The organism is Streptomyces sp. NPDC001407 (genome assembly GCF_042895325.1).
Lineage (GTDB): Bacteria > Actinomycetota > Actinomycetes > Streptomycetales > Streptomycetaceae > Streptomyces.
On the sequence record NZ_JBIAWF010000002.1, the window covers coordinates 381,728 to 405,173 of the forward strand.

Sequence of the window (23,446 nt, forward strand, 5' to 3'; positions counted from 1 at the left end):
CGGCGAAGTGGAGGGTTCAGGCGACCTGGCGGCCGACGACGTAGCCGACGAGCGGCACCGTGGAGCGGATGCGCACCTTGTCGACCGTGCCGTCGGAGGGCAGCGCGATCAGGTGCTTGCTGCCCGCCACGGTCACGCCCGCGCGGCTGGAGCTGCCCCAGGTGCCGCCCTCCTGGTGGAGGGTGGTGGTCACCTGCCCGTCCGCGCCCTGCGGTGCCAGGGCGACCCAGGCCGGACCGTTGCGGGCCGCCCCCTGGGGAGCCGAGGTCGTTCCCGCGGGCTCGACCGGCAGGTCGAAGTCCGTGTTCGGGGGCACGGTGAAGAAGGCGAGCATGTCGTCCTCCGTGTAGGAAGCGGTGGGGGGTGCGGGCCGGAACGACAAGGCCCAGGCGCGGAGTTCCCTGACGCTGCCGAGGTGGCAGTAGTCGCGGTCGACACCGCCGGAGTCGCTGTACTGGTGGAAGAGCCAGTCGGCCTGGATGCCCGGGCGCCCGGCGGCCCGTCCGGCGGTGGCGATCCACAGGAAGTCGCAGTAGTAGCCGGTGGTGTCCACGTTGCGCCAGTAGTCGAGGTTGGCGTACATCCCGACCGGGTTGTACGGCAGCTCGCGCTTGACGTACCGCAGCCACGCCTCCTTGTACGCGGCCTGGCGGGCGCGCGGCACGCCCTGGTTGGCGTCGTCGTAGCCCTCCCAGTCGAGGACCACGAGATCGCCCGGCCGCCAGGCGACCTGGCGGAGGAAGTAATCGGCCTCGGCACGCGGGGCGTTGGCCATGTGGGGGTAGTGGTACGCGCCCCACACCAGCCCGTGGGCCTTGGCGTGGTCCCGCTGCGCCACCCACTTGGAGTTGACGTACGACAGGCCCTCGGTGACCTTGACGAAGGCGAAGCCGAGTCCTGACACATCCGGTTCCGACGACTGGTAACTCGCCCAGTCCTGGCCGTAGACACCCATATCGCTCTCTCTTCCGCCGCCGCGCCGTACAACTGCGCGGCGGCGCCCGCTCGTCGTCCGACGCCTCATCGCCAGCGGAGCAGGTTGTCGGCCCCATGACAATATCCAGGCGTCGACCGCGGAGAATTTCCGGTGAGCGGTACGGCCGGCCTCAGCCCGCCTTCTGCGAAGCCGCCGCCTCGGGGCGCAGGTCGGCCAGGGTCAGCCGGTGTGCCGGTGGATCGGGCAGTGCCATGTGGCTGGTGATGTCGAGCCGCGGGCCGACGTGGAGGAGCTCACCGGATTCCATGAGTCTCCAGCGCGGGTTGTCGTCCAGGCGTTCGCTGGCGATCACGACCGCCGGTGTCGCCGCCAGGTCCTGCGAGTGGACGCGCATGCGGCCTCGGGTGCCGCTGTGGTCGAGGTGCCGGTCACCGTGCTGGCCGCCGGCGTCACGGTCGAGGACGTAGAGCTCGTGGGTGTCGGGATAGCGCAGGGCCCACAGTTCGTCGCGCGTGGTGAGGACGAGGTTGAGGGCGTAGACGGGCAGGTGCTCGGCGACCCAGCGGGCCGCGTGCGCGATCCCGGCGGCGACGTCGCCCGCGTGCGTCCGGATCTCACGGGTGATCAGGGCGAAGAACCGCTCGGAGTCGGTGTCACCGGCGACCAGCGACCGGGCGTCCCCCAGCTCGTCGTCGAGCGCGCCCAGACCCTCGATGACGCCGTTGTGGGCGAAGAGCCGGCCCTCCTGGAGGAAGGGATGGGTGTTGCGCTCCTCCAGACTGCCCGTCGAGGCGTAGCGCACGTGGGCCAGGAAGGTCGCCGACTCGACGTGTTCGGCCTCCTGGGCGAAGCAGCGGTCCTCGTACGCCGCGATGGGCGCCTTGTGCAGGTGCGGGACGCCCAGCGCGTCGAAGTAGCCGAGGCCGGTGCCGTCGGGATCCCGGTGGCTCTGCCGGCTGAGGCTGTCGGGGGCGTCCAGCAGCCAGAAGGTGGCGCGTGTGCGTACGGGCGCGCTGGTCAGACCGAAGAGTCGGCACATGGAGGCTCCTTGTCGTCGCTCGTCCGGCGGTGTGCGTCAGTGCCGGCCGGCCCGCTGCGGATTCTTCGTCTCGGCGCCGTGCGCGAAGCCCCCGGCGTCATCGGAGTCGCGGTGGGGCGCGCTCTGTTTCCGCAGGCGCGGCAGCACCCGGTTGAGATCCTCCAGCAGCAGGTCGGCCAGGTCGTGGCTGAAGCCGTTGCGCACGACGATACGCAGTACGGCCAGGTCGGTCCTGTTCTCCGGGAAGGTGTAGGCGGGGACCAGCCAGCCGCGCTCGCGCAGGGCCGCGGAGACGTCGAAGACGGAGAAGCCCGCGATGCCGTCGCGCACCTTGAAGGCGAAGACCGGTATGTCGCTGCCGTCGGTGACCAGCTCGAACTCATCCAGCTTGGCTATCTGCGCGGCGAGGCGGACGGCGACGTCCCGGCAGGTCTGCTGCACCCTGCGGTAGCCGTCGAAGCCCAGCCTCAGGAAGTTGTAGTACTGCGCGATCACCTGGGCGCCGGGCCGGGAGAAGTTCAGCGCGAAGGTGGGCATGTCGCCGCCCAGATAGTTGACGTGGAAGACCAGGTCCTCGGGGAGGGCGGCCGCGTCGCGCCACAGCGCCCAGCCGACGCCCGGCATCACCAGGCCGTACTTGTGGCCGGAGGTGTTGATCGACGCCACCCGCGGAAGCCGGAAGTCCCACTCCAGCTCCTGGTCGAGGAAGGGCGCGATCATGGCACCGGAGGCGCCGTCCACATGGATGGGCACGTCGAGGCCGGTACGGGCCTGGAGGTCGTCGAGGGCCGCCGCGATGTCCGCGACGGGTTCGTAGCTGCCGTCGAACGTCGAGCCGAGGACGGCGACGACGCCGATGGTGTTCTCGTCGCACAGTTCGGCCGCCGTCTCGGGGCTGAGGTGGAAGCGGTCGCCTTCCATGGGGACGTAGCGGGGTTCCACCTCGAAGTAGTCGGCGAACTTCTCCCAGCAGACCTGCACGTTGATGCCCATGACCAGGTTGGGCCGGTCGGTGGGCCTGCCCTCGGCGCGGCGCCGGTGCTGCCAGCGCCGCTTGAGCGCGAGCCCGCCCAGCATCGCCGCCTCGCTCGACCCGGTGGTCGAGCAGCCCATCGCCTCGTGCGGGTCCTCGGCGTGCCACAGCCGGGCCAGCATGTGCACACAGCGCGTCTCCAGCTCGGCCGTCTGCGGGTACTCGTCCTTGTCGATCATGTTCTTGTCGGCGCACTCGGCCATGAGCCGCTCGGCCTGCGGCTCCGCCCACGTGCTGACGAAGGTCGCCAGGTTCAGGCGGGCGTTGCCGTCCAGCATCAGCTCGTCGTGCACGAGCTGATAGGCCACGTCCGCACCCATCTCCCGCTCGGGCAGGGCGTACCGGGGCACCGTGACGGGCTCCCGGCTGAAGATGGGGTTGAGCTCGACGTCGCGGCTTCCGCGTCCGTCCTCGTGAGGCCGCTTCAAGACCATGACCGAAGTCCCTTCTCGCGCTGGTCGGATGAGGCACCGTCGCCCCCACGCCCACGTACCCCGGCGACTCCCGGTGAACCGCGCCGCCGGACCGCGCGCGAGGAGGGCCCGCCGCTTTCCGGTGCGTCCCGGTCCCCGTCAGGCGCACATCTGTGACTGCCGCGAGCCGGCCCGTACTGTTGAACACGCCTCGCGGCGCGTGTCCGTGACGGCAACCCGGTCGGCAGCGAGGGCAGGAGGACGGATGACCAGCGCGGTGGAGCACCGGTTCGTCGAGGTGAACGGCGTCAGACTGCACATCGCCGAGCAGGGGCGGGGGCCGTTGGTGCTGTTGCTGCACGGCTTCCCCGAATGCTGGTACTCCTGGCGGCACCAGTTCGGGCCGCTCGCCGAGGCCGGGTACCGGGTGGTCGCGCCGGACCAGCGCGGCTACGCCCGCAGCGAGCAGCCCGACGACATCGCCGCGTACAGCATGCTGCACCTCACTGGCGACGTCGTCGGGCTGATCCACGCGCTCGGCGAGAGCAGCGCGGTGGTCGTCGGCCACGACTGGGGCGCGCCGGTCGCCTGGACGACGGCCATGCTGCGCCCGGACGTCGTACGCGCCGTGGCGGGCCTGAGCGTCCCGCCCGCGCCGCGCGGGCCTCTCCCCCCGCTGCCGGCCCTGCGCTCGGTGCTCGGCGACGGCTTCTACCAGCTGTACTTCCAGGAACCGGGTGTCGCCGACGCCGAGTTGGCACGCGATCCGGCCAGGTCGTTCCGCTCCCTCCTGACCGGCGGCTCGGGCGAGTCCCCGCGCAACGACCCGCCCCGCCCGTGGGTCGTCCCCGAGGGCCGCACGCTCCTGGACACCATGCCGGAGCCGGAGCGGCTGCCCGGCTGGCTCGACGAGGGCGACATCGACGTCTTCGTGCGGGAGTACGGCCACCATGGCGAGCGCGCCTTCACCGGAGGGCTGAACTGGTACCGCAACCTCGACCGGAACTGGGAACTGCTCGCGCCCTTCCACGGGCGGGGCATCGAGGTGCCCGCGCTGTACGTGGCGGGTGACCGCGATCTGGTCCGCGGCTTCCCCGACGCGGACAAGCTGCTGGCCTCCCTGGACCGCACCGCGCCGAAGCTGCGCCGAAGCCTGACCCTGCCCGGCTGCGGCCACTGGACCCAGCAGGAGCGGCCCGACGAGGTCAACGCCGCGCTCGTGGAGTTCCTCGGTGAGCTGGACGGCCGGGGCGCAGGCGACTGAGGCCGTGCGTCTCCCGCGGCGGTGCCGCTACTGTGCGGCGGCATGAGCGCAACGTCTGACTTCGCCCCGTGGTCGCCGTCGTTCGTCGCCGACCCGTACCCCGTCTACGCGACGCTGCGCGAGGAAGGAGGCGCCCACTGGTTCGCCCCCACCGGCCAGTGGCTGATCCCCCGCTACGAGGACGTGCAGGCCCTGCTGCGCGACCGCCGCCTCGGCCGTACGTATCTGCACCGCTTCACGCACGAGGAGTTCGGCCGCACCCCGCCTCCGGCGGCGCACGAGCCGTTCACCACCTTGAACGGGTACGGGCTGCTCGACCTGGAGGATCCAGCCCACGGCCGGGTCCGCCGCCTGGTGTCCAAGGCGTTCACCCCGCGTACGGTGAGCGCGCTGGCGCCCTCGGTCGAACGGCTGGCGTCCGGCCTCGTCGCCTCGCTGGTCGCGGACGGCGGCGGCGATCTGCTCCAGGCGGTCGCCGAGCCGCTGCCGGTCGCCGTCATCGCCGACATGCTCGGCATCCCGGAGAGCGATCGTCCGCTGCTGCGCCCGTGGTCGGCCGGCATCTGCGGGATGTACGAGCTCGACCCGTCCGAGGAGACGGCCGGCCGGGCCGTCACGGCGTCCCTCGAATTCTCGGCGTACCTGCGTGAACTGATCGCCGCCCGGCGCGCGGCGCCCGGTTCCGATCTCATCAGCGCGCTCATAGCCGCGCACGACGAGGGCGACCGGCTGAGCGAGCAGGAGATGGTCTCGACCTGTGTCCTGCTCCTCAACGCCGGCCACGAGGCCACGGTCAACGCCACGGGCAACGGCTGGTCCGCCCTCCTGCGGCACCCGGAGCAGCTCGCCGCGCTGCGGAACGATCCGGCGCTCGTGCCCGGGGCGGTGGAGGAGGTGCTCCGCTACGACACTCCGCTGCAGTTGTTCGAGCGCTGGGTCCTGGACGACATCGAGGTGGGCGGCACGCCGGTGCCGCGCGGCAGCGAGGTGGCCCTCCTCTTCGGCTCGGCCCACCACGACCCGGCCAGGTTCCCGGACCCGTCGCGCCTCGACATCACCCGCGGGGACAACGCCCACCTCGCCTTCGGCGCCGGGATCCACTACTGCCTGGGCGCTCCGCTCGCCCGCGTGGAACTCCAGGCGGTGTTCGGTGAGCTGGTGCGCCAGGCACCGGGGCTCCGGCTCGTCTCGGAGCCCCGGTGGAAGCCGGGGTACGTCATGCGCGGGCTCGAAGAGCTCCTTGTCGAGCTCTAGTCGCGCTCTAGTGCTCAGCGGCGTGCGTAGCGGCTCTCGAAGGCTCGCCAGTCCGTCTCGAGCTTCCATTGCAGCCGCGCCTTGGGGCTCGCCGCCAGGAACGCCCGGCAGCCGGCGCCGGGCTGCCGCCCGGGGGCGGGGGTGTCGGCCCGGCAGGGGCCCGCGAAGGTGTCGTAGCGGTCCTGCTCCTGCCACAGGTTCGGGCCCTCGACGAAGGCGTGGTCCAGCGAGGCGCGCGCCAGGGTCCGCAGCTGTGCGACGGTCAGGCCCTGTTCGGTGACGGCCCGTTGGAAGACCTCGGTCAGGTCGCCGCGGCTGACGCCCGGGTCGTCGGTGGCCAGCGCGACCGGCACCCCCGCGTCGAGGTAGGTGCGCAGCGGGTGCCGGTCGCCGTTGACGCGCAATATCTGGGCGTTGCTGGTCAGGGGCGCTTCGACGAGGACGTGCCGCTCGCGCATCCGGGCGGCCAGTGCCCGGGGGTCCTTCTCGTGGGCGAGGTCGACGCCGTGCCCTATGCGGTCGGCGTGGGCCGTGCCGACGGCCTCATTGATGTGGAAGGCCAGGTCGTCGTCGCGTACGCCGCTGAGTCCCTTGACGAGTTCACCGGCGTGCAGGGTCGTGCGCACGGACGGGGCCCGGGACTTGAGGTAGCCCATCATCTTCATGTGCAGCGCGTAGTCCCGCAGGGCGATCGGGTCGTCCTCGGGCTGGACCATGTTCACCCCGACCACCCGGCCGAGCCCCTGGCGTGCGAGTTCGGAGCCGAGGATCTGCTCGGCGAAGACGTAGCGCGGGCTCTGGGCGCGCAGGACCTGGTAGTCGAAGCGGATGGCGACCCGGCAGGCTTCCTGGGCGGGCCGCCGGTCGCAGCCCAGTTGCTCGCGGTAGCCGCTGTAGCCGCGGTCGATCTCCGCCGCGGCCTGGCGGACCACGTCGTGGAACTGCGGGGCGGCCGTCAGCGTGGAGTAGAACTCGGCGAGGCCGCCGGGGCCGGGATCGCGGGGGTGTACGCGGTCGACGAGCCGGTTGAGGGGCGATGTCCCCACCGTGACCAGGGTCTCGAGATAGCCGGTGTGTTCGCGAGCCGCGGTCCGGGCCACTTCGGCGAGCATGTCCGCGTCGTGGCCGACGGTCGCTTCCTCGAACTTCCCGAACGTGGCGAAGAAGTGGTCGTGGCCGGGCTGCGGGTCACCGTCGGGCGGGAGGGTGAAGTCCTGCATGGACCATGCCTCGACGACGCGCCGGTGGAGCGGGCCGGGCCGCAGCGCGTCCTGGGCCGGGCGCTGTCCGGCCGGGCACGGCTGTAGTCCCGGTGTGACGGTGTAGGTCGTGGTGTCTATGCACTTGTGGTCCCGTGCCGCGTATCCGATCAGGGACTCCGCCCGCACCGCCCCGTCCAGGTGCTGGTGCAGGTCGCCGCCCTTGGGCAACTCCGCCATGAAGCGCCTGAGTTCCGTCGGGGAGTGTGCCACGCGGTCCATGTACGCCTGGGTCCTGGCCTGTTCGCTGCCGGGGCCGCCGTGGGCCGGTTCCGCGGCGGCCGCGGGCAGTATGCCCGCGGCCACACCCAGGGTGGTCAGCGCGGCGAGTGCGGGCCGCCGGATTCGGTGTCTTCTGAGCATGATCCATTCCTCTCTACCCGCTCATGGTGCCAGCCGCGGTACGCGCCGCGGGCAGCGCCTTGCCGCATGCCGGGAACGGCAGTTGCGGCACGGGAGGGGCAGGGAGGCGGCTCGCCTCACAGGAACAGGTCGAGGGCCCTTTCGCCGTAGGCGGCCTCGGTCATGGCCCGGGTGATGAGACGGAACTCGCTGTCGTCGACGGCGCGCAGGACGTGTTGCAGCGTCACACCGCACCGGCCCACGAGGGACGTGGCGCACTCCAGGACGGCGATCTCGCTCGGGGTGGCCGAGAGCGATCGCGGCACGTCGAACAGGCGCAGCCCGACCGCGGCCCAGTCGACGGACGCGTGCGTGCCGGTGCGGTCGATGAGCGACGGGCCGCCGGAGGGGAGCCCGTCCTCCTCGGCGAACCGCCTCAGCCAGTAGCCGTCGCGGTGGGCGCCCAGGAGCCGGGTCGCCGCGCGCATCTCCCCGCTGCCCACGCCTCGCACCATGGCCTCGGCCAGCGCCGTCCCGCCGCTGGTCACCGTCATCACCGTCTCCGTTCCTCGACGACCGGGGCCGGTGCCGGCCCCGGCTTCACTGTGCGGGGCCGGGCCTCCGGAGCGACGGCGCACACGCCGCGGGGTCGCCCGGACAGCCCGGCGTCCCGTGTCTTTGAGGGCTCGGGGGCGGCGCCGCTCCGGATCGGGTGGGGCTACGGCTGGAATCCGCCGTCCATCCAGTCCTTGAAGAGCTGGAGGTCGGCATCCGACCAGGTGTTCTCACCGCTGTCGGGCGGGGGCATCCGCTTGCTGGACAGCTGTTGAAACACATTCTGGGCATTGCCCGGAACGGACATGTAGGCGAAATCGTCGAGCGCGACGCCGAAGTCCCTCATGTGCTCGACGTCCATCGCGGTGAAGAGGGGGCGGATGTTGCGGGAGAAACTCACGGCCATGCGCTCAACTCCTGGATCGGCTCGACGGGTCGAGCAGGCGGGATGTCCATCTTGTGGGTTTCCACCCGCAGTTGCCCGGCAACCGCTTCCGGAGCACGGTTCAGCACATCGTGTGCCGTGAAGCGCTCGCGCGGACCGGCCGGGGGCGCCCGAGGAGCCCTCGGCGACATCCGACGCGCTGTCGCATGGCAACCGAAATGGATACCACTGGGCGATCTGCGAAGCTTGTGGCGTGAATACTCGCTTCCGCTCACTTGTCACGTACTGGCCCGTCGTCATTCCGCTCCTGGCCGCCCTCGTCCTGGCCCTGACCTGGGGGCGGTCACTGTCCGCCGGGGCGGTGGCCCTGGTGAGCTGCTTCCTGGCCGGTGCGGTGCTCTCCGCCGTGCATCACGCGGAAGTGATCGCGCACCGGGTGGGCGAACCGTTCGGGTCACTGGTGCTGGCCGTCGCGGTCACCGTCATCGAAGTGGCCCTCATCGTGACGCTGATGGCGGACGGCGGCGAGAAGAGCAGCACGCTGGCCCGCGACACCGTCTTCGCCGCCGTCATGATCACCTGCAACGGCATCGTGGGACTGTCCCTGCTGGTGTGCGCGCTCAGGCGGCGGGTCGCGGTGTTCAACGCGGAGGGCACCGGCGCGGCCTTCGGGACGGTGGCGACGCTGGCCGGGCTGAGCCTGGTCCTGCCGACGTTCACCACCAGCACCCCGGGGCCGCGGTTCTCCACGGCCCAGCTCGTCTTCGCCGCGCTCGCCGCGCTGACCCTCTACGGCCTGTTCGTCGCGACCCAGACCATCCGTCACCGCGACTACTTCCTCCCGGTGACCGCCGGCGGCGAGGTCATCGACAGCGACGACCACGCCGACCCGCCCTCCACCCGCACGGCCCTGACCAGCCTCGCCCTGCTCGCCGTCGCCCTGATCTCGGTGGTCGGCCTGGCCAAGGGCGTCTCCCCCACCATCGAGTCCGGCGTGGCCGCCGCCGGCCTGCCCGCCTCGGTCGTCGGCGTCGTCATCGCCCTGATGGTGCTGCTGCCCGAGACGATCGCCGCCGTGCGCGCGGCCCGCCGCGACCGCGTGCAGACCAGCCTCAACCTCGGCCTCGGGTCGGCCATGGCCAGCATCGGCCTGACCATCCCGGCGGTCGCGGTGGCCTCGGTCTGGCTGGAGGGCCCGCTCGTCCTGGGCCTGGGCGCCACCCACATGGTGCTGCTCGCCCTCACCGTCGCCGTCGGCACCCTGACCGTGATCCCGGGCCGCGCCACCCCGCTCCAGGGCGGCGTGCACCTCTCCCTCCTGGCGGCCTACATCGTGCTCGCGGTCAGCCCGTAGGCGCGCCGTCACCTGCGCCTTTGACCTGGGCGCCTCGCGAGGAGCATTATTCAACGTATGGCGAATATGCTGGGCTCCGAGCCGGGCCAGATGCCCCCGGACGCCGCCGCCCCGGCCGTCCGGGCCCGCGGGCTGACCGTCGTCCGCGGCTCCCGGACGGTGCTGGACGGCCTCGGCTTCGACATCCCCCGCGGCCAGGTCACCGGTCTACTCGGGCCGTCCGGCTGCGGCAAGTCCACCCTCATGCGCTCCGTCGTCGGCACCCAGGCCAAGGTGACCGGCACCCTCGAGGTCTTCGGCAGGCCGTCCGGCAGCGCCTCCCTGCGCTCCCGCGTCGGATACGTCACACAGGACCCGTCCGTCTACGACGACTTGACGGTACGCCAGAACCTCGACTACTTCGCCAAGATCCTCACCCCCGGCCGCGCCGCCGCCCGGGGCCGCCGCGAGGACGTCACCCGCGTCATCGAGGACGTCGACCTCACCGGTCACGCCGACGCCCTCGCCGGTCGCCTCTCGGGCGGCCAGCGTACCCGCGTCTCCCTCGCGGTCGCCCTGCTCGGCACGCCCGAACTCCTCGTCCTCGACGAGCCGACCGTCGGCCTGGACCCCGTGCTGCGCCGCGACCTGTGGGCCCTCTTCGACCGCATCGCGGAGCGCGGCGTCACCCTCCTCGTCTCCTCCCACGTCATGGACGAGGCCGAGCGCTGCGGGCGACTGCTGCTCATGCGGGAGGGGCGGGTCCTCGCCGACGACTCGCCGGACGCGCTCCGGGCCCGCACGGGCTCGGCGACCGTCGAGGACGCCTTCCTCCACCTCGTCGACGAGGCGAAGGCCCGCGGCACGGGCCGACTCCCGTAAGGAAACCGCCTGATGAACGCCTCCCGCACCCTCGCCACCACCACCCGCGTACTGCGCCAGCTGCGCCACGACCCCCGCACCATCGCGCTGCTGCTCGTCGTCCCGTGCCTGCTCATCGCCCTGCTGCGGTACGTGTTCGACGCCGACCCCCGCGTCTTCGACTCCACCGGCGCCTCGCTGCTCGGCATCTTCCCGCTGATCACGATGTTCCTGGTGACCTCGATCGCCACCTTGCGCGAGCGCACCTCCGGCACGCTGGAGCGCCTGCTCGCCATGCCGCTCGGCAAGGGCGACCTCATCGGCGGCTACGCCCTCGCCTTCGGCCTGCTCGCCGTCCTGCAGTCCGCGCTCGCCACCGCCCTCTCGGTGTGGCTGCTCGGCCTCGACGTCACCGGGTCCCCCTGGCTGCTGCTCCTGGTCGCCCTGCTCGACGCGCTGCTCGGCACGGCCCTCGGCCTCTTCGTCTCGGCTTTCGCCGCCTCCGAGTTCCAGGCGGTGCAGTTCATGCCGGCCGTGATCCTGCCCCAGCTGCTGCTGTGCGGGCTCTTCGCCCCGCGCGGCACGATGCAACCGGTGCTGTCGGCCGTCTCCGACGTCCTGCCGATGTCCTACGCGGTCGACGCCATGGACCAGGTCGTCCACCACGCCTCCGTCACCGCCGGCTTCGTCCGCGACATCGCCGTCGTCTCCGGCTGCGCCCTCCTCGTCCTGGCCCTCGGCGCCGCCACCCTGCGCCGCCGCACGGCCTGACCCGTGCGCCCGGCCGGTCAGCGTGGCGGGGCCGGAGGGAGGCGGTAGGTGGCGCACGCGGCGGGCAGGCGTACGCCGGCCAGGCGCAGTTGGGTCACGCGGCTGTGGAAGGCCGCGCCGCGCAGCAGCTGGCCGGCGACGGTGGCGGCGTGGCGCTGCGCGGGGTCGGCCAGTTCGCTGCCCGCGGTCCAGGCGTTGAAGGCGCCCATGGCGGGGCCGCACCAGATCTGGAAGTGGTGGCGGTGCTCGGCTTCCCCGGTGACGGCCCAACGCGAGGCCATGGCGAGGTACCAGCGGAAGACCATCGCCATGCGGTACTTGGGATCCCGCTCGGCCCGCGCGTATCCCCGCGGGTGGTGGGTCTTGAGGTAGGCGGCGGTGTCGTGCCAGACCAGGTCCAGCGGGCGGCGCAGGACGCGCCGCTCCAGATGGTCGCGCTCGGCGGAGGGCAGGTCCTCCAGGCCGTCGTGGGCGCGGTAGACACGGTAGAGGCGGTCGGCGTGGGTGGCGAACATCGTGCCCCGGCCGAGGACCTGCACGGTCACGCCCTGCTCGAACAGGTCGGCCGCGGGCGCCATGGTGCAGTCGGCCAGCCCCGCCGCGGCCAGCAGCCTCTTCACATCGGGCGAGGTGGCGGCCTCGGTGGACGCCTGGTTGACCGAGCCGGTGACGATGTAGGAGGCACCCAGCGTCAGCGCCGCGACGACCGCCTCCGGGGTGCCGATGCCGCCCGCAGCGCCGACCCGCACCCGGGCGGTGGGCGGATGCCCGCGCGCCAGGTGGTCCCGGAGGCGCACGACGGCGGGCAGCACGACGGCCAGGGGGCGGCGGTCGGTGTGCCCGCCGGAGTCGGCCTCGACGGTGATGTCGTCGGCCATCGGAACCGAACGGGCCAGCCGGGCCTGCTCGGGGGTGATCAGACGGCGTGCCAGGAGGTCGGCGACGACTTCGTCGGCCGCCGGGCGCAGGAACAGCTCGGCCGTCTCGGGACGGGAGACCTTGGCGACGATCCGGTGCTCGGCCCGCACCCCGGTGGTGCGGTCGTCGCTCAGCCCGGTGAGGCGGTAGCGCACGAGGTCGGGCGTCAGCTGGACGAAGGCGGACGCTTCGACGCAGCGCACACCGTGGCGCAGGCAGGCGTCGACGCAGTCGCGTTCCTGGGTGGGAGCGAGGGGGTTGTGGATGAGGTTGCAGGCGTACGGTGTGCCGGCCGTGCCGAGCGTGTGCCGCAGGAGCCGCAGGGCCTGGTCGATGCGGTCCGCGGGCAGCCCTGCCGCGCCGAAGGACGCCAGGTGACCGGCGCGGGCCAGTGCGGTGACGAACTCCTCGCCGGAGATGCCACCGGCCATCGAACCGGCCATGTAGGCGTGGCGCACCCCGTGGTGGCGGCGGAACTCGGCGGAGCCGAGCTGCGTGGGGTGCTGCGGCGCGGCCGCCGCGAGCGTGGTGAGGGTGCCGCCCGGGGCGGGCTGCCGCGAGGTGGCGCCGATCCGGCCGCCCTGGCTGACGATGTAGCAGGGGCGGTCGAGGTCGGCGAGCACCTCGTAGACCCCGTCCGGCCCGTACCGCACATCCGTCGAGGTCACCGGTGGCCCTCCCCGCTCTCCCGGATGTCGAGCGCGATGTTGTCCACTTGGTAGATGCGCAGGCCGTCGCGCCAGATGCTGCCGTCGGCGCACAGGAGCAGCCGCTCGCCCCGCCGACGGGCCTCACGGATGTGCACTTCGCCGCGGACCCGCTGGTGCTCGCGCAGGATCTGGCCGCGGTAGGACCAGTGCAGCTCCTCCCCGACCGCAACCGCGCAGCGCGCCCCCGGCAGGTCCGCCAGCAGGCCGGTGTGCAGGGCGAAGGCGTGCACGGCCTGGTAGAGCATCTGCACTCCGGCGGAGCCCGGCATCACCGGGTCCCGGAAGAAGTGGTGGTGGAAGTACCAGTCGTCGGGGCGCACCGGCTTGGTGCACAGGACGTAGCCGTTGCCGTGGTCACCCCCTTCGGGCACGAGGATCACGTCCTCCAGCAGCGCCAGCCGTCCATGGCCCAGCCGGGTGTCCTCGCGCAGGTCCAGCCGGTGCGCGTCGGGGGCCGGGGACTGCCGGTCCAGCCACGGCGGGACGTGGGCGCCGCCATCGAGTCCCTGCTGCTGGGCCAGCAGTTCGGGGGTGAGGAACCCGTGGACCGCCTCACCGGTGTAGAAGGTCTCGCCCCCGGTGCGCAGGGCGAAGTCGTAGCGGTGCATGATGCCGCCGGGCAGCGCGGAGTGCGCACGCAGGGTGACCTGCTGCTCCACGGTGGCGCCACGCAGCTCGGTCTCGCGCAGCAGGCGGGCCGTACCGTCGAGATTGCGGCAGCTCAGGTCGCGGTCGGGGTATTCGCCCGAGACGCCGAGCGCTCCGCTGAACAGGCCGGCCGGCTGGAGTGCGATCTCCATGAGGGCCAGCTGTGGCAGCGTGCCGCCGTTCTCCCGTACGTACCAGGGGTCTTCCGGCACGTCGTACTCACCGGTCCCGCCGCTGCCGGGCAGGTATTCCCCCCATTCGCCCTCCACCCGCTGGATGCGGTCCAGCATGCGCAGGTCGCCGCGGGGCAGCCGGGGGCGGACCGGGGCGGTGATCAGGGGGCCGATGCCGGGCAGGCGGAACTCCCTGTGGTCGCCTTCGGCGAAGGCCGCCGCGTGCAGCTCGTCGGCCCAGGCCCGCTGCCCGTTCACGCTCTTGCGGTAGCTGCGCCGGTGGGGGTCCAGGAGGTCGAGTCCGGGCCGCTCGTGGAGCGCGATCCCCACGTCGCGCATGCGGGCCAACGGCCGGTCGTCCGAGGTGATGTGGCAGTCGGCGATCACGTGGGGGCGCGGCAGCATGCCGGTTGCGGAGATCTCGACGTCCAGGCACAGCTCGGCCGGGCCGGGCGCGGGGGCGCCCGCCATCTCCACCAGGACGGGACGCCCGGTCAGCGGGCCCGGACGCGCGCCGGGCAGGCACAGGTGGAGGCCCTGGTGGAAGGCGTGGACGCGCAGCGCTTCCATGGCCATGGCGAGGAGGTGCGGCCATGGGTGCCCGTCGGCGGGCAGGTGCGCGGTGGCGCGCACGAAGCCCTGGGCGTAGCGGCCGCCGCGAGGGTCGATGGTGGTGACGGCATCGAGCGTGCGGGCGGGCCAGGGGGCGGGCAGCGCGTCGGGCGGCTGGTCCCGCTGGTCGAAGGCGGCGCCGAGGACGCCCGCGAAGTCCCCGGCGGCGAGGGCGTCCAGCCCGGCCGCGGTCAGGCTGTTCACCGTGGTACGGGCCAGGGGCCGGGGGTCGGGCGGGTGGCGGGGCGGCTCGCGGGGCGGCCACGGGTCGCCCCGCGCGATGGCGAGATCGGCGACGGCCTCGTCCGCGGCGAGGACCTCCCATCGGTCGCCTCGCCTCCGGACGCGCAGTGCGGCGGCGACCTGCGACGGCCGGCGGTGCCAGGTCACCGTGAGGCTCGCGTGGGCCGGGTCCACGCCCGCTGTGCCGAGCGCCGCCGCCGCGGTGTGCAGGACGTCGGTGACGCCGGGGACGGCCGGCAGGGCACCGGGCGGCGTCCCGGCCTTCGCCAACTGCCAGGCGGTGACGGCGTGGACGGCCTGGAGCACGGAGGCGTGTGCCTGCTGTACGCACTGGGCCAGGCGCACGGCGGGCGCTGTGGCCGCTTCCGTTCCCGCGGCCCTCCCGGTGCCGGCCGGGGCGGGTCCTGGGAGGGGTACGCCCTCGAAGGTGAGCTCTTCCATGGTCAGTCCTGGCCTCGGGGGGAGAGCCCGTCGATGAGGACGGCCGGGTCGAGCCACAAGGTGCGTACGTCGCACCACCGTTGGTGGACCCGCCCGTCAGGTGCGCAGGCGGTGAGCGTGCAGCGGGAGAACAGTTCCGCGACGCTGTCCTCGATGTCGGCCGTGATGACGAAAGCCTCGTCGTCGGGGAGCGGCGAGAACAGCTCCAGGCACCCGACGGACACGGGGACGGGGATGGTGTCGCCGTCCGCGAGTGCCAGCAGGGCCAGGAGCGCGGTCTGAAGCAGCAGGTCGGCCAGCGCCGGACTGTACAGCCGCCCCGCGTAGGCCCCCCTGGCCAGCTCCGGGTCGGGCATCCGCGCGGCCACCACGAGGTGGCCCGGCCGTTCTTCGAGGACGTCGCGCAGCCCGGCCAGGGACGGCCCGTGGAAGAGGCGGCCGTCGGTGTATCCGGGGTGCGGCTCGTCGGAGATCGTGAACGGCGGCAGGTCCATACAGGGTGCCTCGCCGGTCCCGTCGGTCTCGTCGGTCAGCAGGAACCGGCCCTCGTAGTGCAGCTTCTCGCCGGGTCCGGTGTCGTGGACGGTCACGTGCGCGCTCTTTGGGCCCGGCCCTGCTTCGGGTGCCAGGTGCACGCGGAAGCGGCGCGGCGGGTGCCCGTCGGGGAAGGAGAGCCCGTGGGCGATGCGGAAGTCGCGGCACTCGTGAACCGTCCGGCTGCCGCCGTGGGCGAGTTCGAGGGTGTGCACGGCCCAGCCCACGGCGGCCGTCATCGGCAGGACCGGCACACCGCGGAAGCTGTGGTCGCGCAGCACGGGTTCCGCGCCGAGGCCGGTCACTTCGCGGTGCGCGGTCACCCCGGCGGCGGGGAGCTTGTCGAGCCGCTGGTAGAGGGCGGTGGCCGGGCCGACGAAGGCGACTCCCCGGCGGTCGCCGCCCGGTGCCATCAGGGCGCGGAAGTGCGCGCCCCCTTCCTCGCGGGAGAGCACCGGGACGCCGGCGTCGGTGAACACCTGCCGCACGGGGGCCGCCATCCCGCCGCTCCAGGGCCCCCAGGCCAGGGGCAGGACGCGGCAGCCGGGGCGGGCGGCCTGGAAGGCGCAGCCGAAGCGGTTGAGGCTTTCGTTGGCCAAGGCGTAGTCGCTCTGCCGCAGGTTGCCCCAGAGGCCGGAGACCGAGGAGAAGAGCACCAGGTGCCGCAGCCGCGCGGGGTCCAGGGCGCTCAGCACGTGGTGCAGGCCGGTGAGTTTGGTGTCCACCACCGCGGCGACCGAGTCCGCTGTGACCTCGGTCAGCGGCCGGTCCCGCAGGACTCCCGCGCCGTGCAGGACGCCGGTGACGCGTTCCCTGTGGGGTGCCAGGGCCGCGGCCACCGCCGCCGCGTCGCGGACGTCCGCGGCGGCGTACTGGGCTTCGACGCCGTGGGAGCTCAGGGTGGTGAGCAGGTCCCGGATCTCCCGCTGCTGCCGGAGCTGTTCGGCGTGCCGCTCGACGCGGGTGCGTACGGGTTCCGCTTCGGGGTCCTCCCCCGCCTCGCGTGCTCGTGCCTCCAGGGCGGCGCGCAGTTCCTCGGGGGTGTCGAGCCCGGTGGCCCAGGCCGGTTCCTCCTCCAGTGGTGTGCGGCCGAGCAGCAGATAGCCGCAGCGGTGTTCGCGGGCGAGTGCCTCCACGCACCAGGCGGTGATGCCCCGCGCCCCGCCGGTGACCACCAGCAGGTCGTCCTCGGTGAGCTCCACGCCCCGCGCGGGGGACGGGGACGGGGCCCAGGGGGTGGCGGACAGCTCGGGCGCGCGGCGGCCCCGGTCGTCCACGCCGACTTCGCGTACACCGGTGGCCACGTCGGCGATCTCGGCCATGAACGCCTCGCCGAGCCGCTCGGCGGGCAGGTCCGGCGCGAAGTCCAGCGCGCGGCAGAACAGCGTCGTCGCTTCCAGGGCCAGGGTCTTGACGAGCCCGCCGAGCCCGCCGGCGAGCGCGGCCGTGGTGTCCCCGCCGCTCCCGGCGTAGCCGAGCGCGCCGTCGAGCCGGGTGACGGTCACCAGGGCGCCGCGGCGGCCTGCCCCGGTCGCCGTCTCCAGGGCCGGGCGCACGTGCTTGGCCATGAGGATCGCGTGCCGCAGGCGGGCGATGACCTGCTCCGGCTCCTCGTCGCCGCGGCGGCTGACGGGGAGCACGCACAGGTCGAGGCGGGGCTCTGCGGCCAGGAGCCCGGCGAGGTGCGCGGCGGCCGTCTCCTCCGTCCAGTCCTCCAGTTGCCGGACGTCCGTGCCGTCCTCGGTGGCGGTCGTGGGCAGGCACAGGCGGAGGACGTGCCAGCCCTGCCCGGCCAGGGCCCCGGCCAGCACGGCGGGGAGTTCGCCCCCGTCGTCGAGGAGCAGGGCTCGCGGCCGCTCGGCGTAGGCACCGTCGCACACGTCGACCGCGGGCAGCTCACGGAGGGCGACGTGGGTGAGCCGGGCGGGGCCTCCCGCCGCGCCGATCCGTAGCTGCGGCTTCGGGTCGGTGAACGACTCCCGGAGCAGATCGGTCAGTTCACGGACGGTCTTGGCCTCACTGAAGCGGTACATCTCGCTGCGGGCGATCACCGGGTAGCGGCGCCACATCTCCGCGCCGATCTCGACCTGTTTCAGCGAGTCGATGCCCAGGTCCGCCTGGATGTACATATCGGGCTCGATCATGTCCAGGTCGTAGCCGGTCTTGTCGGCGATCACGGTGCGGAACTCCCGCTCCAGCTCGTCGAAGTCCACCTCGCTGATGTCCATCGGAGCGCCGGCCTCCATGACCACGCCGTTCTTCTGGGCGTCCCACAGCTCCGCCAGCGCCGACCTGTCCGGGGCCGGCTCGTGGCCGGGTGCCGACGAGCCGCCCTGGTGCGGCGGTCGCGGAAGCTCGTCCGCTCCGGGCAGGCCGACGGCTTCCGTCACCTCGTCCGGCAGGCCCTGGGGCAGCCGGAGCAGTTCGGTGACGACTTCCCCGGCCCGGACATGCGCTTGTCCCATCGCCAGGCTGACCTCGGTCACCTCGTTCACCGCGGCCGCGAGCGAGTCGTCGAGGCGCCCGTCGGAGGCGCCCTTCCGCAGCAGTTCGGTCAGATGCTCGGCCGTACGGACCTGGTTGTCGAGGTAGCGGGTGTGCGCGGTCAGGAACTCCGTGGTGGCACGGGTGAGCGGATCGCTGCGCCCGCCGGCGAGTTCCCGAGGATCGGTTGCCCGGTCCGCGGCCGACGCCGCCTCGGCGAGCAGCCGGTCGTGGACCGGACGCCGCTTCTGCACCGCGAACAGCGGGCCGTCCAGGGACCGGGCGGCCTTGGAGGGCGTACGGGGCTCGGGCGGTGGCGGGGCGTCGTAGCGGTTGATCCCGGTGAGCGGCAGTCCGGCGACGACCAGCCGTACGGCCGCTTCTTTCAGGGCCACGTCGCTGTCCGACCCGGCGCCCGCGTCGCAGGCGACCGCCTCCGCCTCACGCCCGCCCAGGATCCGGCCCACCAGCTGGGTCAGTGTCCGGCCGGGGCCGAACTCGACGAAGACGCGGACGCCGTCGGCGTACATCTCCTCCACTCGGGCGGCGAAGTCCACCGGGCTCAGCAACTGCCCGACCAGAGTGCGCCGGTTGGCCTCCGCGTCGTCGCCGTAGACCGCGCCGGCGGTGTCGGCGTAGACGTGCGCCGCCGGAGAGGAGAAGGTCGCCTGGGCGCAGGCCGTCTCGAAGACCTCCGCGGCGTGCCGCACATGGGCGGTGTGGAAGGCGGCGGCGACGGACAGTTCCCGCGCCTGCGCACCGCGCGCGGCGCACCGCTCCACGAAGCGCCGTACGGCGGCGGTGGGGCCGCCGACCACGTGTTCGTCCGGGGCGTTGCGGTTGCACACCACCAGCTCCGGGAATGCCGCGAGGAGTTCGGTCAGCGCGTCCTGTCCGGTGCGCACCGCCGCCATCGCCCCGGGGTCGGTCTCCTGGCCCGGTGGCTGTTCCATCGCCAGGCCGCGGGCCCGTGCCAGTGCGGTGAACGCGTCGTCGTCCAGGACTTCGGCCGCCCACAGCGCGCTCAGCTCCCCGAAGCTGTGGCCGAGCAGGCCGTGGGGGTTGAGTCCGAGCTCCCTCAGGTAGCGGTACTGGCCCATGGACAGGGCTCCGATGGCCGACTGCGCGTAGGCGGTGCGGCGCAGCCGTTCGCCGCGCGTCGCCGCGTCGCTGGTGCCCGGTGGCGGGAAGACGGCCGCGGCCAGGCTGTCGGCGTGCGGGAAGAGGGCGTTGGCGGCGTCGAACGCGGCACGCACCGGGGGCACGGCGAGGGCGGCGTGCAGCCCCATGCCGGCGTACTGGCTGCCCTGGCCGGCGAACAGCGCGCCCACCTTGGTCTCCGGCGCGAGGGAGCGGCCGCGGTAGTGGACGCCTGAGGGGTGACTCCAGCTCTCCGCCCGCCCGTCGTCGCGCAACCGGCCGACGGCGAGGGCCAGCAGCCGCTCGTACCGCTCCGGGCCGGTGTCGACGAAGCCCACGCGGGCGTGCCCGGGCGGCACCGGCCCTTCCTGGGGAGCGGCGCCGCCTTCCAGCATCCGCCGCAGCTCCCGCGTGTCCGGCGCGTGCCACAGACAGGCGCGCGCCGTACGGTGCGCCGCCGACTCCCGCCGCTCTCCGCCGGCGGTGTGCTCTTCGAGGACCGCGTGGTAGTTGACCCCTCCGAAGCCGAAGGCCGACACACCGGCGCGGCGCACCGTCCGGGCGGGGCCGAGGACCCAGGGGCGGGCGGTGGTGCTGACGTAGAGGGCGCTGTCGGTGCGGGCCGCCTGCGGGTGGGGGGTGGTCACGTTGGCCGTGGGGGGCAGCACCTTGTGGTGCAGCGCGAGCGCCGCCTTGATCAGTCCGGCCGCTCCGGCCGCCGCCTTGGTGTGGCCGATCTGCGACTTCACGCTGCCGACGGCCACGTGGTGGTGCTCCCCTGCGGACGAGAGGAGCTCGTTGAGGGCGGACAGCTCGACCTCGTCCCCCGCCCTGGTGCCCGTGCCGTGCGCCTCGACCAGCTCGACCGAGGCCGGTGGGCAGTCGGCGTCCTCGTAGGCGCGGCGCAGTGCTCGCAGCTGTCCCGCGCCGCAGGGGGCGTAGATGCTCTGCGCGTTGCCGTCGCTGGAGCTGCCGAGCCCCCTCAGCACGGCGTAGACGCGGTCGCCGTCGCGCTCGGCGTCATCGAGCCGCTTGAGGGCCAGCATGCCGATGCCCTCGCCCACCAGCGTGCCGTCCGCGTCCACGTCGAAGGGTCGGGCCCGGCCGGTCGGCGAGAGCGCCGGGGTCTTGCTGAAGCACATGAACGACACGATCGAGTTGTCCGCGTCGCACCCGCCGGTCAGCATCAGGTCGGCGCGGCGGCCGACGAGTTCGTCGACGGCCGAGCGCACCGCGGCGAGTGAGCTGGCGCAGGCCGCGTCCACGGTGTGGTTGGCGGCGCCCAGGTTCAGCCGGTTGGCGATCCGGCCGGAGACGACGTTGCCGAGGATGCCCGGGAAGGAGTCCTCGGTCCAGGGCGGCATGGCCGTCATGGATACTCGGACGATCTCCGCGGCCTTCTCCTCCGGCACTCCGCAGAGGATCATGTGCTTCGTCAGCTCCGGCGCCATGAGCCGGGCGGCGAGCGGGATCAGCGTGCTGTTGGAGCCGCACACGCCCAGGACGACTCCGGTGCGTGCCGGGTCGTACCAGCTCTCCCTCCCCCGGCCGGCGTCCCGGAGGGTCTCCTTGGCGACGACCAGGGCGAGCAGCTGCACCAGGCCGGTGGAGTCCACCGTCTTGGGCGGCATCGCGAACTCCACCGGGTCGAAGACCTCGGGGGTCAGGAAGCCGCCGCGGCGGCAGTAGGTCTTGTCCTCGGCGAAGGGGTCCGGGTCGTAGTGGTCGTCGAGCTTCCACCAGCTCTCCGGCACCTCGTCCGAACAGTCCCGCGCGGTGACGATGTTGTCCCAGAACTCACGGACGTCGGCTGCTTTCGGGAACTTGCCCGCCAGGCCCACGATCGCGATCGGGTCGCGGGCGAGGCGGCGGTCGTTGTCGTGGGGAACCGGGACGTCCATCTGCACGCTCACCTCGATCGTTTGCGGGAGCGGAGCCGGCGGCGAGATCCTCCGTCCCGTCCGGGCGGAGCGGGCCTCGCGGCGCTTCCACATCAGTGACCTTCACTGTCGCAACCCCGCACAAACCACACCGGGGCCGGGGGACGAATCGCCGACGGGGCGCACAAGGGGCAGCCCGCACATTCGTCTCCATCGTTGAACGCGCCGCGAAAGCAGTTCGATTAGCCGTAAAAGCAGCGGCGCTCCAGATATGTGCCGGATTCCCCCACGGGGCGCGGGGGAGGTGCCACGCTCGGAAGCGGGCGCAGCGCCTGTACGTCACCGGACCGGTCCGAGGAGCCCTGGATGACCAGCCCTTCCCGCATCCGCGACGCCTACGGCCCCGCCAATGTCCTCTTCCGGGCCCTGGGCCCGCTGGGCTGGGGCGAGTTGATCAATCTCGGCTACTACACCCCCGCCGGCCTGCCGATGCTTCCCGCCGGTCTGGCACCCTTCCAACGGCGGCTGGTCTCCCGCTCGACCGGCCTGCTGCGGCTCTCCCCCGCCGACGAGGTGCTGGATGCCGCCTGTGGCCGTGGTTACAGCAGCGACCTCATGGGACGCGCAGGGGCTCGCGTCACCGGAGTCGACCTGCTCGACGAGCACGTGGCGGAGTCCGTGCGCCGCTTCGGGACGAACCCCAACGTCCGCTTCCTGTCCGCCGACATCACCGCCCTGCGCACCACCGACGGGCCCGGCCCCTTCGGGGACGGCTCCTTCAGCAGGGTCCACTGCCTCGAAGCGGCCTTCCACCTGGGGCCCGAGGGGCGGCGCGCGTTCCTGGAGGAGGCGTACCGCGTCCTCAGGCCGGGCGGCCGCCTGGTGCTGGCCGACCTGGTGTGGCGTACGGACTCGCCCTCCGACATCCGGCACGCCGACCCGGGGCGGCTCGTGCGCGACACCTGGCGGTTCGAGGAACTGGAGCCGCTGGGCCGCTATCTGCGGCACGCCGTGGACATCGGGTATCTGGTCCGCGCGGCGCACGACTGGAGCCGCCCCGTCACCGACCGCTTCATGCTCTTGGCGAACGCCTTCTCACGCCTCGCCCTGTCCCGCCCCGGCAGGCGACTGCTGTGCCGCCGCTGGCCCGGTCTGGAGGAGATCACCCACGCCGACTGGCTCCGGCTCGCGGCCGTCACGCAGGCGCACAACGCCCTCCAGCGGACCAGCGGTTACGCGGCCCTGGTGCTCGACAAGCCCGGCGGGCGGGACGCTCAGCCCGGGTCGTGATCGGTGATCGCGAGGAAGTCCCGGATGTCCTCCACCAATTGCCAGGCCATGTCCTCCAGCACGTAGTGCCCGGCGTGCGGATACAGATGCAGCGCGGCCCCCGGCAGGCGCCGCGTCCATTCCGCGAGGACGAGGTCGTCGTAGAGAGGATCACGCATCCCCCAGCCCAGGAACACCGGCACCTGCGTGAAGCACACCAGGGCCTCGCCCAGGCGCTGGGTGTGCGGCCAGCCGGCGTCGGCGGGGCCCAGCGGGATGTCCTGGGCGACGCGCACCAGCGTCGACCGGTCGCGCTGCCGCCGGTACGGGGCGGCGTAGGCGGCGCGCACCGCGGGCGGCAAGGGGCGGCACACGCCCCCGGACAGGGCCAGGTGGACGACCGCGTTGGAGGCGTGGGCGACGCGGCCGACGGACCGCTGTCTCAGGGCGAGCAGGCTCCGCGGCGGCCGGTAGCCTGGCGGCCAGGGGAACGCGGCGGTGTTCAGCACGACGAGACGGTCGACGACACCCGGGTGCAGATGGGCCCACCACAGGGCCACGGGGCCGCCCCAGTCGTGCACCACCAGCGTCCAGCCGCGGGCGGGTGCCCGCCGCTCGGTGACGAGGTGTTCGACCAGCCGCCCCAGGTCCCGGGCGCGGCTCTCGGCGAGCAGGGCACCGGGCAGGTCGCGGGCCCGGTCCGACAGGCCCATGCCCAGGTGGTCCGGGGCGATGCAGCGGTACCGTCCGCGCAGGCCGAGGACGAGCCTGCGCCACATGTAGCTCCACGTGGGGTTGCCGTGCACCATCAGCACGGGCTTGCCCTGGCCCTCGTCCACATAGTGCTGGTGTGCGGCACCGTGGTCGAACCAGCGCCCCTGGAAGGGGTAGTCGGGAAAGCGCCGCGCCTGTTCGGCGGACAGCGGCGGTTCGGGGCTCATGTCCCGC

The 23,446-nt window shown here is 73.0% G+C and carries 16 protein-coding genes; 6 read left to right on the forward strand and 10 right to left on the reverse strand.

The features are described from left to right. Positions 1–16 precede the first annotated feature (16 nt). The 3 genes from ACFY1P_RS05160 to ACFY1P_RS05170 form a co-directional block, all read right to left on the reverse strand. Positions 17–955 carry a glycoside hydrolase family 25 protein gene (locus ACFY1P_RS05160; protein WP_361519950.1) on the reverse strand — a complete coding sequence of 313 codons (939 nt, stop codon included), beginning with the start codon at positions 953–955 and terminating at the stop codon, positions 17–19. Positions 956–1,106: 151 nt separating this feature from the next. Further along, positions 1,107–1,976, reverse strand: coding sequence for a class II glutamine amidotransferase (locus ACFY1P_RS05165; RefSeq protein WP_390749746.1), 870 nt, complete (start codon positions 1,974–1,976; stop codon positions 1,107–1,109). A gap of 36 nt (positions 1,977–2,012) precedes the next feature. Then, entirely contained in the window at positions 2,013–3,443 is a 1,431-nt protein-coding gene (locus ACFY1P_RS05170) for a glutamate decarboxylase (RefSeq protein ID WP_390749747.1), read from the reverse strand. Between the two features lie 244 nt (positions 3,444–3,687). On the opposite strand from ACFY1P_RS05170, the gene ACFY1P_RS05175 reads away from it, so the two are divergent. Together ACFY1P_RS05175 and ACFY1P_RS05180 are read left to right on the forward strand one after the other, a co-directional pair. Beyond that, positions 3,688–4,686, forward strand: a complete 999-nt coding sequence (locus ACFY1P_RS05175; RefSeq protein ID WP_390749748.1) for an alpha/beta fold hydrolase — start codon at positions 3,688–3,690, stop codon at positions 4,684–4,686. Positions 4,687–4,728: 42 nt separating this feature from the next. Continuing rightward, a complete protein-coding gene (locus tag ACFY1P_RS05180) occupies positions 4,729–5,940 on the forward strand; it encodes a cytochrome P450 (RefSeq protein WP_390749749.1) in 1,212 nt (403 codons plus the stop codon). A 14-nt stretch (positions 5,941–5,954) separates the two neighbouring features. Here ACFY1P_RS05180 and ACFY1P_RS05185 read toward each other — a convergent pair whose 3' ends face one another. The 3 genes from ACFY1P_RS05185 to ACFY1P_RS05195 form a co-directional block, all read right to left on the reverse strand. After that, complete coding sequence (locus ACFY1P_RS05185) at positions 5,955–7,562, reverse strand: adenosine deaminase (RefSeq protein WP_390749750.1); 1,608 nt, start codon at positions 7,560–7,562, stop codon at positions 5,955–5,957. Positions 7,563–7,678: 116 nt separating this feature from the next. Further along, positions 7,679–8,095, reverse strand: coding sequence for a hypothetical protein (locus ACFY1P_RS05190; protein ID WP_361519936.1), 417 nt, complete (start codon positions 8,093–8,095; stop codon positions 7,679–7,681). Between the two features lie 164 nt (positions 8,096–8,259). Beyond that, a complete protein-coding gene (locus tag ACFY1P_RS05195; RefSeq protein ID WP_361519933.1) occupies positions 8,260–8,502 on the reverse strand; it encodes a hypothetical protein in 243 nt (80 codons plus the stop codon). 232 nt (positions 8,503–8,734) lie between these two features. Between ACFY1P_RS05195 and ACFY1P_RS05200 the strand changes: the two genes are divergently transcribed. From ACFY1P_RS05200 to ACFY1P_RS05210, 3 genes are read left to right on the forward strand one after another with little or no spacing between them, the layout of a single operon-like run. Continuing rightward, positions 8,735–9,835: a calcium:proton antiporter gene (locus ACFY1P_RS05200; RefSeq protein ID WP_390749751.1), complete on the forward strand. Its 1,101-nt coding sequence runs from the start codon at positions 8,735–8,737 to the stop codon at positions 9,833–9,835. Between the two features lie 57 nt (positions 9,836–9,892). Beyond that, entirely contained in the window at positions 9,893–10,696 is an 804-nt protein-coding gene (locus tag ACFY1P_RS05205) for an ABC transporter ATP-binding protein (RefSeq protein ID WP_390749752.1), read from the forward strand. 12 nt (positions 10,697–10,708) lie between these two features. Further along, on the forward strand, positions 10,709–11,446 hold the full coding sequence (locus ACFY1P_RS05210) for an ABC transporter permease (protein ID WP_361519927.1): 738 nt from the start codon (positions 10,709–10,711) through the stop codon (positions 11,444–11,446). 17 nt (positions 11,447–11,463) lie between these two features. Here the strand turns inward: ACFY1P_RS05210 and ACFY1P_RS05215 are convergent, their stop codons facing one another. From ACFY1P_RS05215 to ACFY1P_RS05225, 3 genes are read right to left on the reverse strand one after another with little or no spacing between them, the layout of a single operon-like run. Continuing rightward, positions 11,464–13,032, reverse strand: coding sequence for a PfaD family polyunsaturated fatty acid/polyketide biosynthesis protein (locus tag ACFY1P_RS05215; protein ID WP_361519924.1), 1,569 nt, complete (start codon positions 13,030–13,032; stop codon positions 11,464–11,466). Beyond that, positions 13,029–15,191 carry a 3-hydroxyacyl-ACP dehydratase gene (locus ACFY1P_RS05220; protein WP_390749753.1) on the reverse strand — a complete coding sequence of 721 codons (2,163 nt, stop codon included), beginning with the start codon at positions 15,189–15,191 and terminating at the stop codon, positions 13,029–13,031. The genes ACFY1P_RS05215 and ACFY1P_RS05220 overlap by 4 nt, the downstream gene beginning before the upstream one ends. Positions 15,192–15,193: 2 nt before the next feature. Continuing rightward, on the reverse strand, positions 15,194–21,250 hold the full coding sequence (locus tag ACFY1P_RS05225) for a beta-ketoacyl synthase N-terminal-like domain-containing protein (RefSeq protein WP_390749754.1): 6,057 nt from the start codon (positions 21,248–21,250) through the stop codon (positions 15,194–15,196). A 345-nt stretch (positions 21,251–21,595) separates the two neighbouring features. Here ACFY1P_RS05225 and ACFY1P_RS05230 point away from each other — a divergent pair, with 345 nt between their 5' ends. After that, positions 21,596–22,519 (forward strand): class I SAM-dependent methyltransferase, encoded by a 924-nt coding sequence (locus ACFY1P_RS05230; protein WP_390749755.1) that lies wholly within the window; start codon positions 21,596–21,598, stop codon positions 22,517–22,519. On the opposite strand, the gene ACFY1P_RS05235 is transcribed toward ACFY1P_RS05230, so the two are convergent. Further along, positions 22,504–23,439 carry an alpha/beta fold hydrolase gene (locus ACFY1P_RS05235; RefSeq protein ID WP_361519913.1) on the reverse strand — a complete coding sequence of 312 codons (936 nt, stop codon included), beginning with the start codon at positions 23,437–23,439 and terminating at the stop codon, positions 22,504–22,506. The two genes, ACFY1P_RS05230 and ACFY1P_RS05235, sit on opposite strands and share 16 nt — an antisense overlap. Positions 23,440–23,446 lie beyond the last annotated feature (7 nt).

What these genes read in the sequence shown, in the direction of transcription:
- ACFY1P_RS05235 (WP_361519913.1), bottom strand. Translation starts at nt 23,439, where the DNA reads ATGAGCCCCGAACCGCCGCTGTCCGCCGAACAGGCGCGGCGCTTTCCC.
- ACFY1P_RS05220 (WP_390749753.1), bottom strand. Translation starts at nt 15,191, where the DNA reads ATGGAAGAGCTCACCTTCGAGGGCGTACCCCTCCCAGGACCCGCCCCG.
- ACFY1P_RS05165 (WP_390749746.1), bottom strand. Translation starts at nt 1,976, where the DNA reads ATGTGCCGACTCTTCGGTCTGACCAGCGCGCCCGTACGCACACGCGCC.
- ACFY1P_RS05170 (WP_390749747.1), bottom strand. Translation starts at nt 3,443, where the DNA reads ATGGTCTTGAAGCGGCCTCACGAGGACGGACGCGGAAGCCGCGACGTC.
- ACFY1P_RS05160 (WP_361519950.1), bottom strand. Translation starts at nt 955, where the DNA reads ATGGGTGTCTACGGCCAGGACTGGGCGAGTTACCAGTCGTCGGAACCG.
- ACFY1P_RS05190 (WP_361519936.1), bottom strand. Translation starts at nt 8,095, where the DNA reads ATGACGGTGACCAGCGGCGGGACGGCGCTGGCCGAGGCCATGGTGCGA.
- ACFY1P_RS05185 (WP_390749750.1), bottom strand. Translation starts at nt 7,562, where the DNA reads ATGCTCAGAAGACACCGAATCCGGCGGCCCGCACTCGCCGCGCTGACC.
- ACFY1P_RS05175 (WP_390749748.1), top strand. Translation starts at nt 3,688, where the DNA reads ATGACCAGCGCGGTGGAGCACCGGTTCGTCGAGGTGAACGGCGTCAGA.
- ACFY1P_RS05205 (WP_390749752.1), top strand. Translation starts at nt 9,893, where the DNA reads ATGGCGAATATGCTGGGCTCCGAGCCGGGCCAGATGCCCCCGGACGCC.
- ACFY1P_RS05210 (WP_361519927.1), top strand. Translation starts at nt 10,709, where the DNA reads ATGAACGCCTCCCGCACCCTCGCCACCACCACCCGCGTACTGCGCCAG.
- ACFY1P_RS05225 (WP_390749754.1), bottom strand. Translation starts at nt 21,250, where the DNA reads ATGGACGTCCCGGTTCCCCACGACAACGACCGCCGCCTCGCCCGCGAC.
- ACFY1P_RS05180 (WP_390749749.1), top strand. Translation starts at nt 4,729, where the DNA reads ATGAGCGCAACGTCTGACTTCGCCCCGTGGTCGCCGTCGTTCGTCGCC.
- ACFY1P_RS05195 (WP_361519933.1), bottom strand. Translation starts at nt 8,502, where the DNA reads ATGGCCGTGAGTTTCTCCCGCAACATCCGCCCCCTCTTCACCGCGATG.
- ACFY1P_RS05230 (WP_390749755.1), top strand. Translation starts at nt 21,596, where the DNA reads ATGACCAGCCCTTCCCGCATCCGCGACGCCTACGGCCCCGCCAATGTC.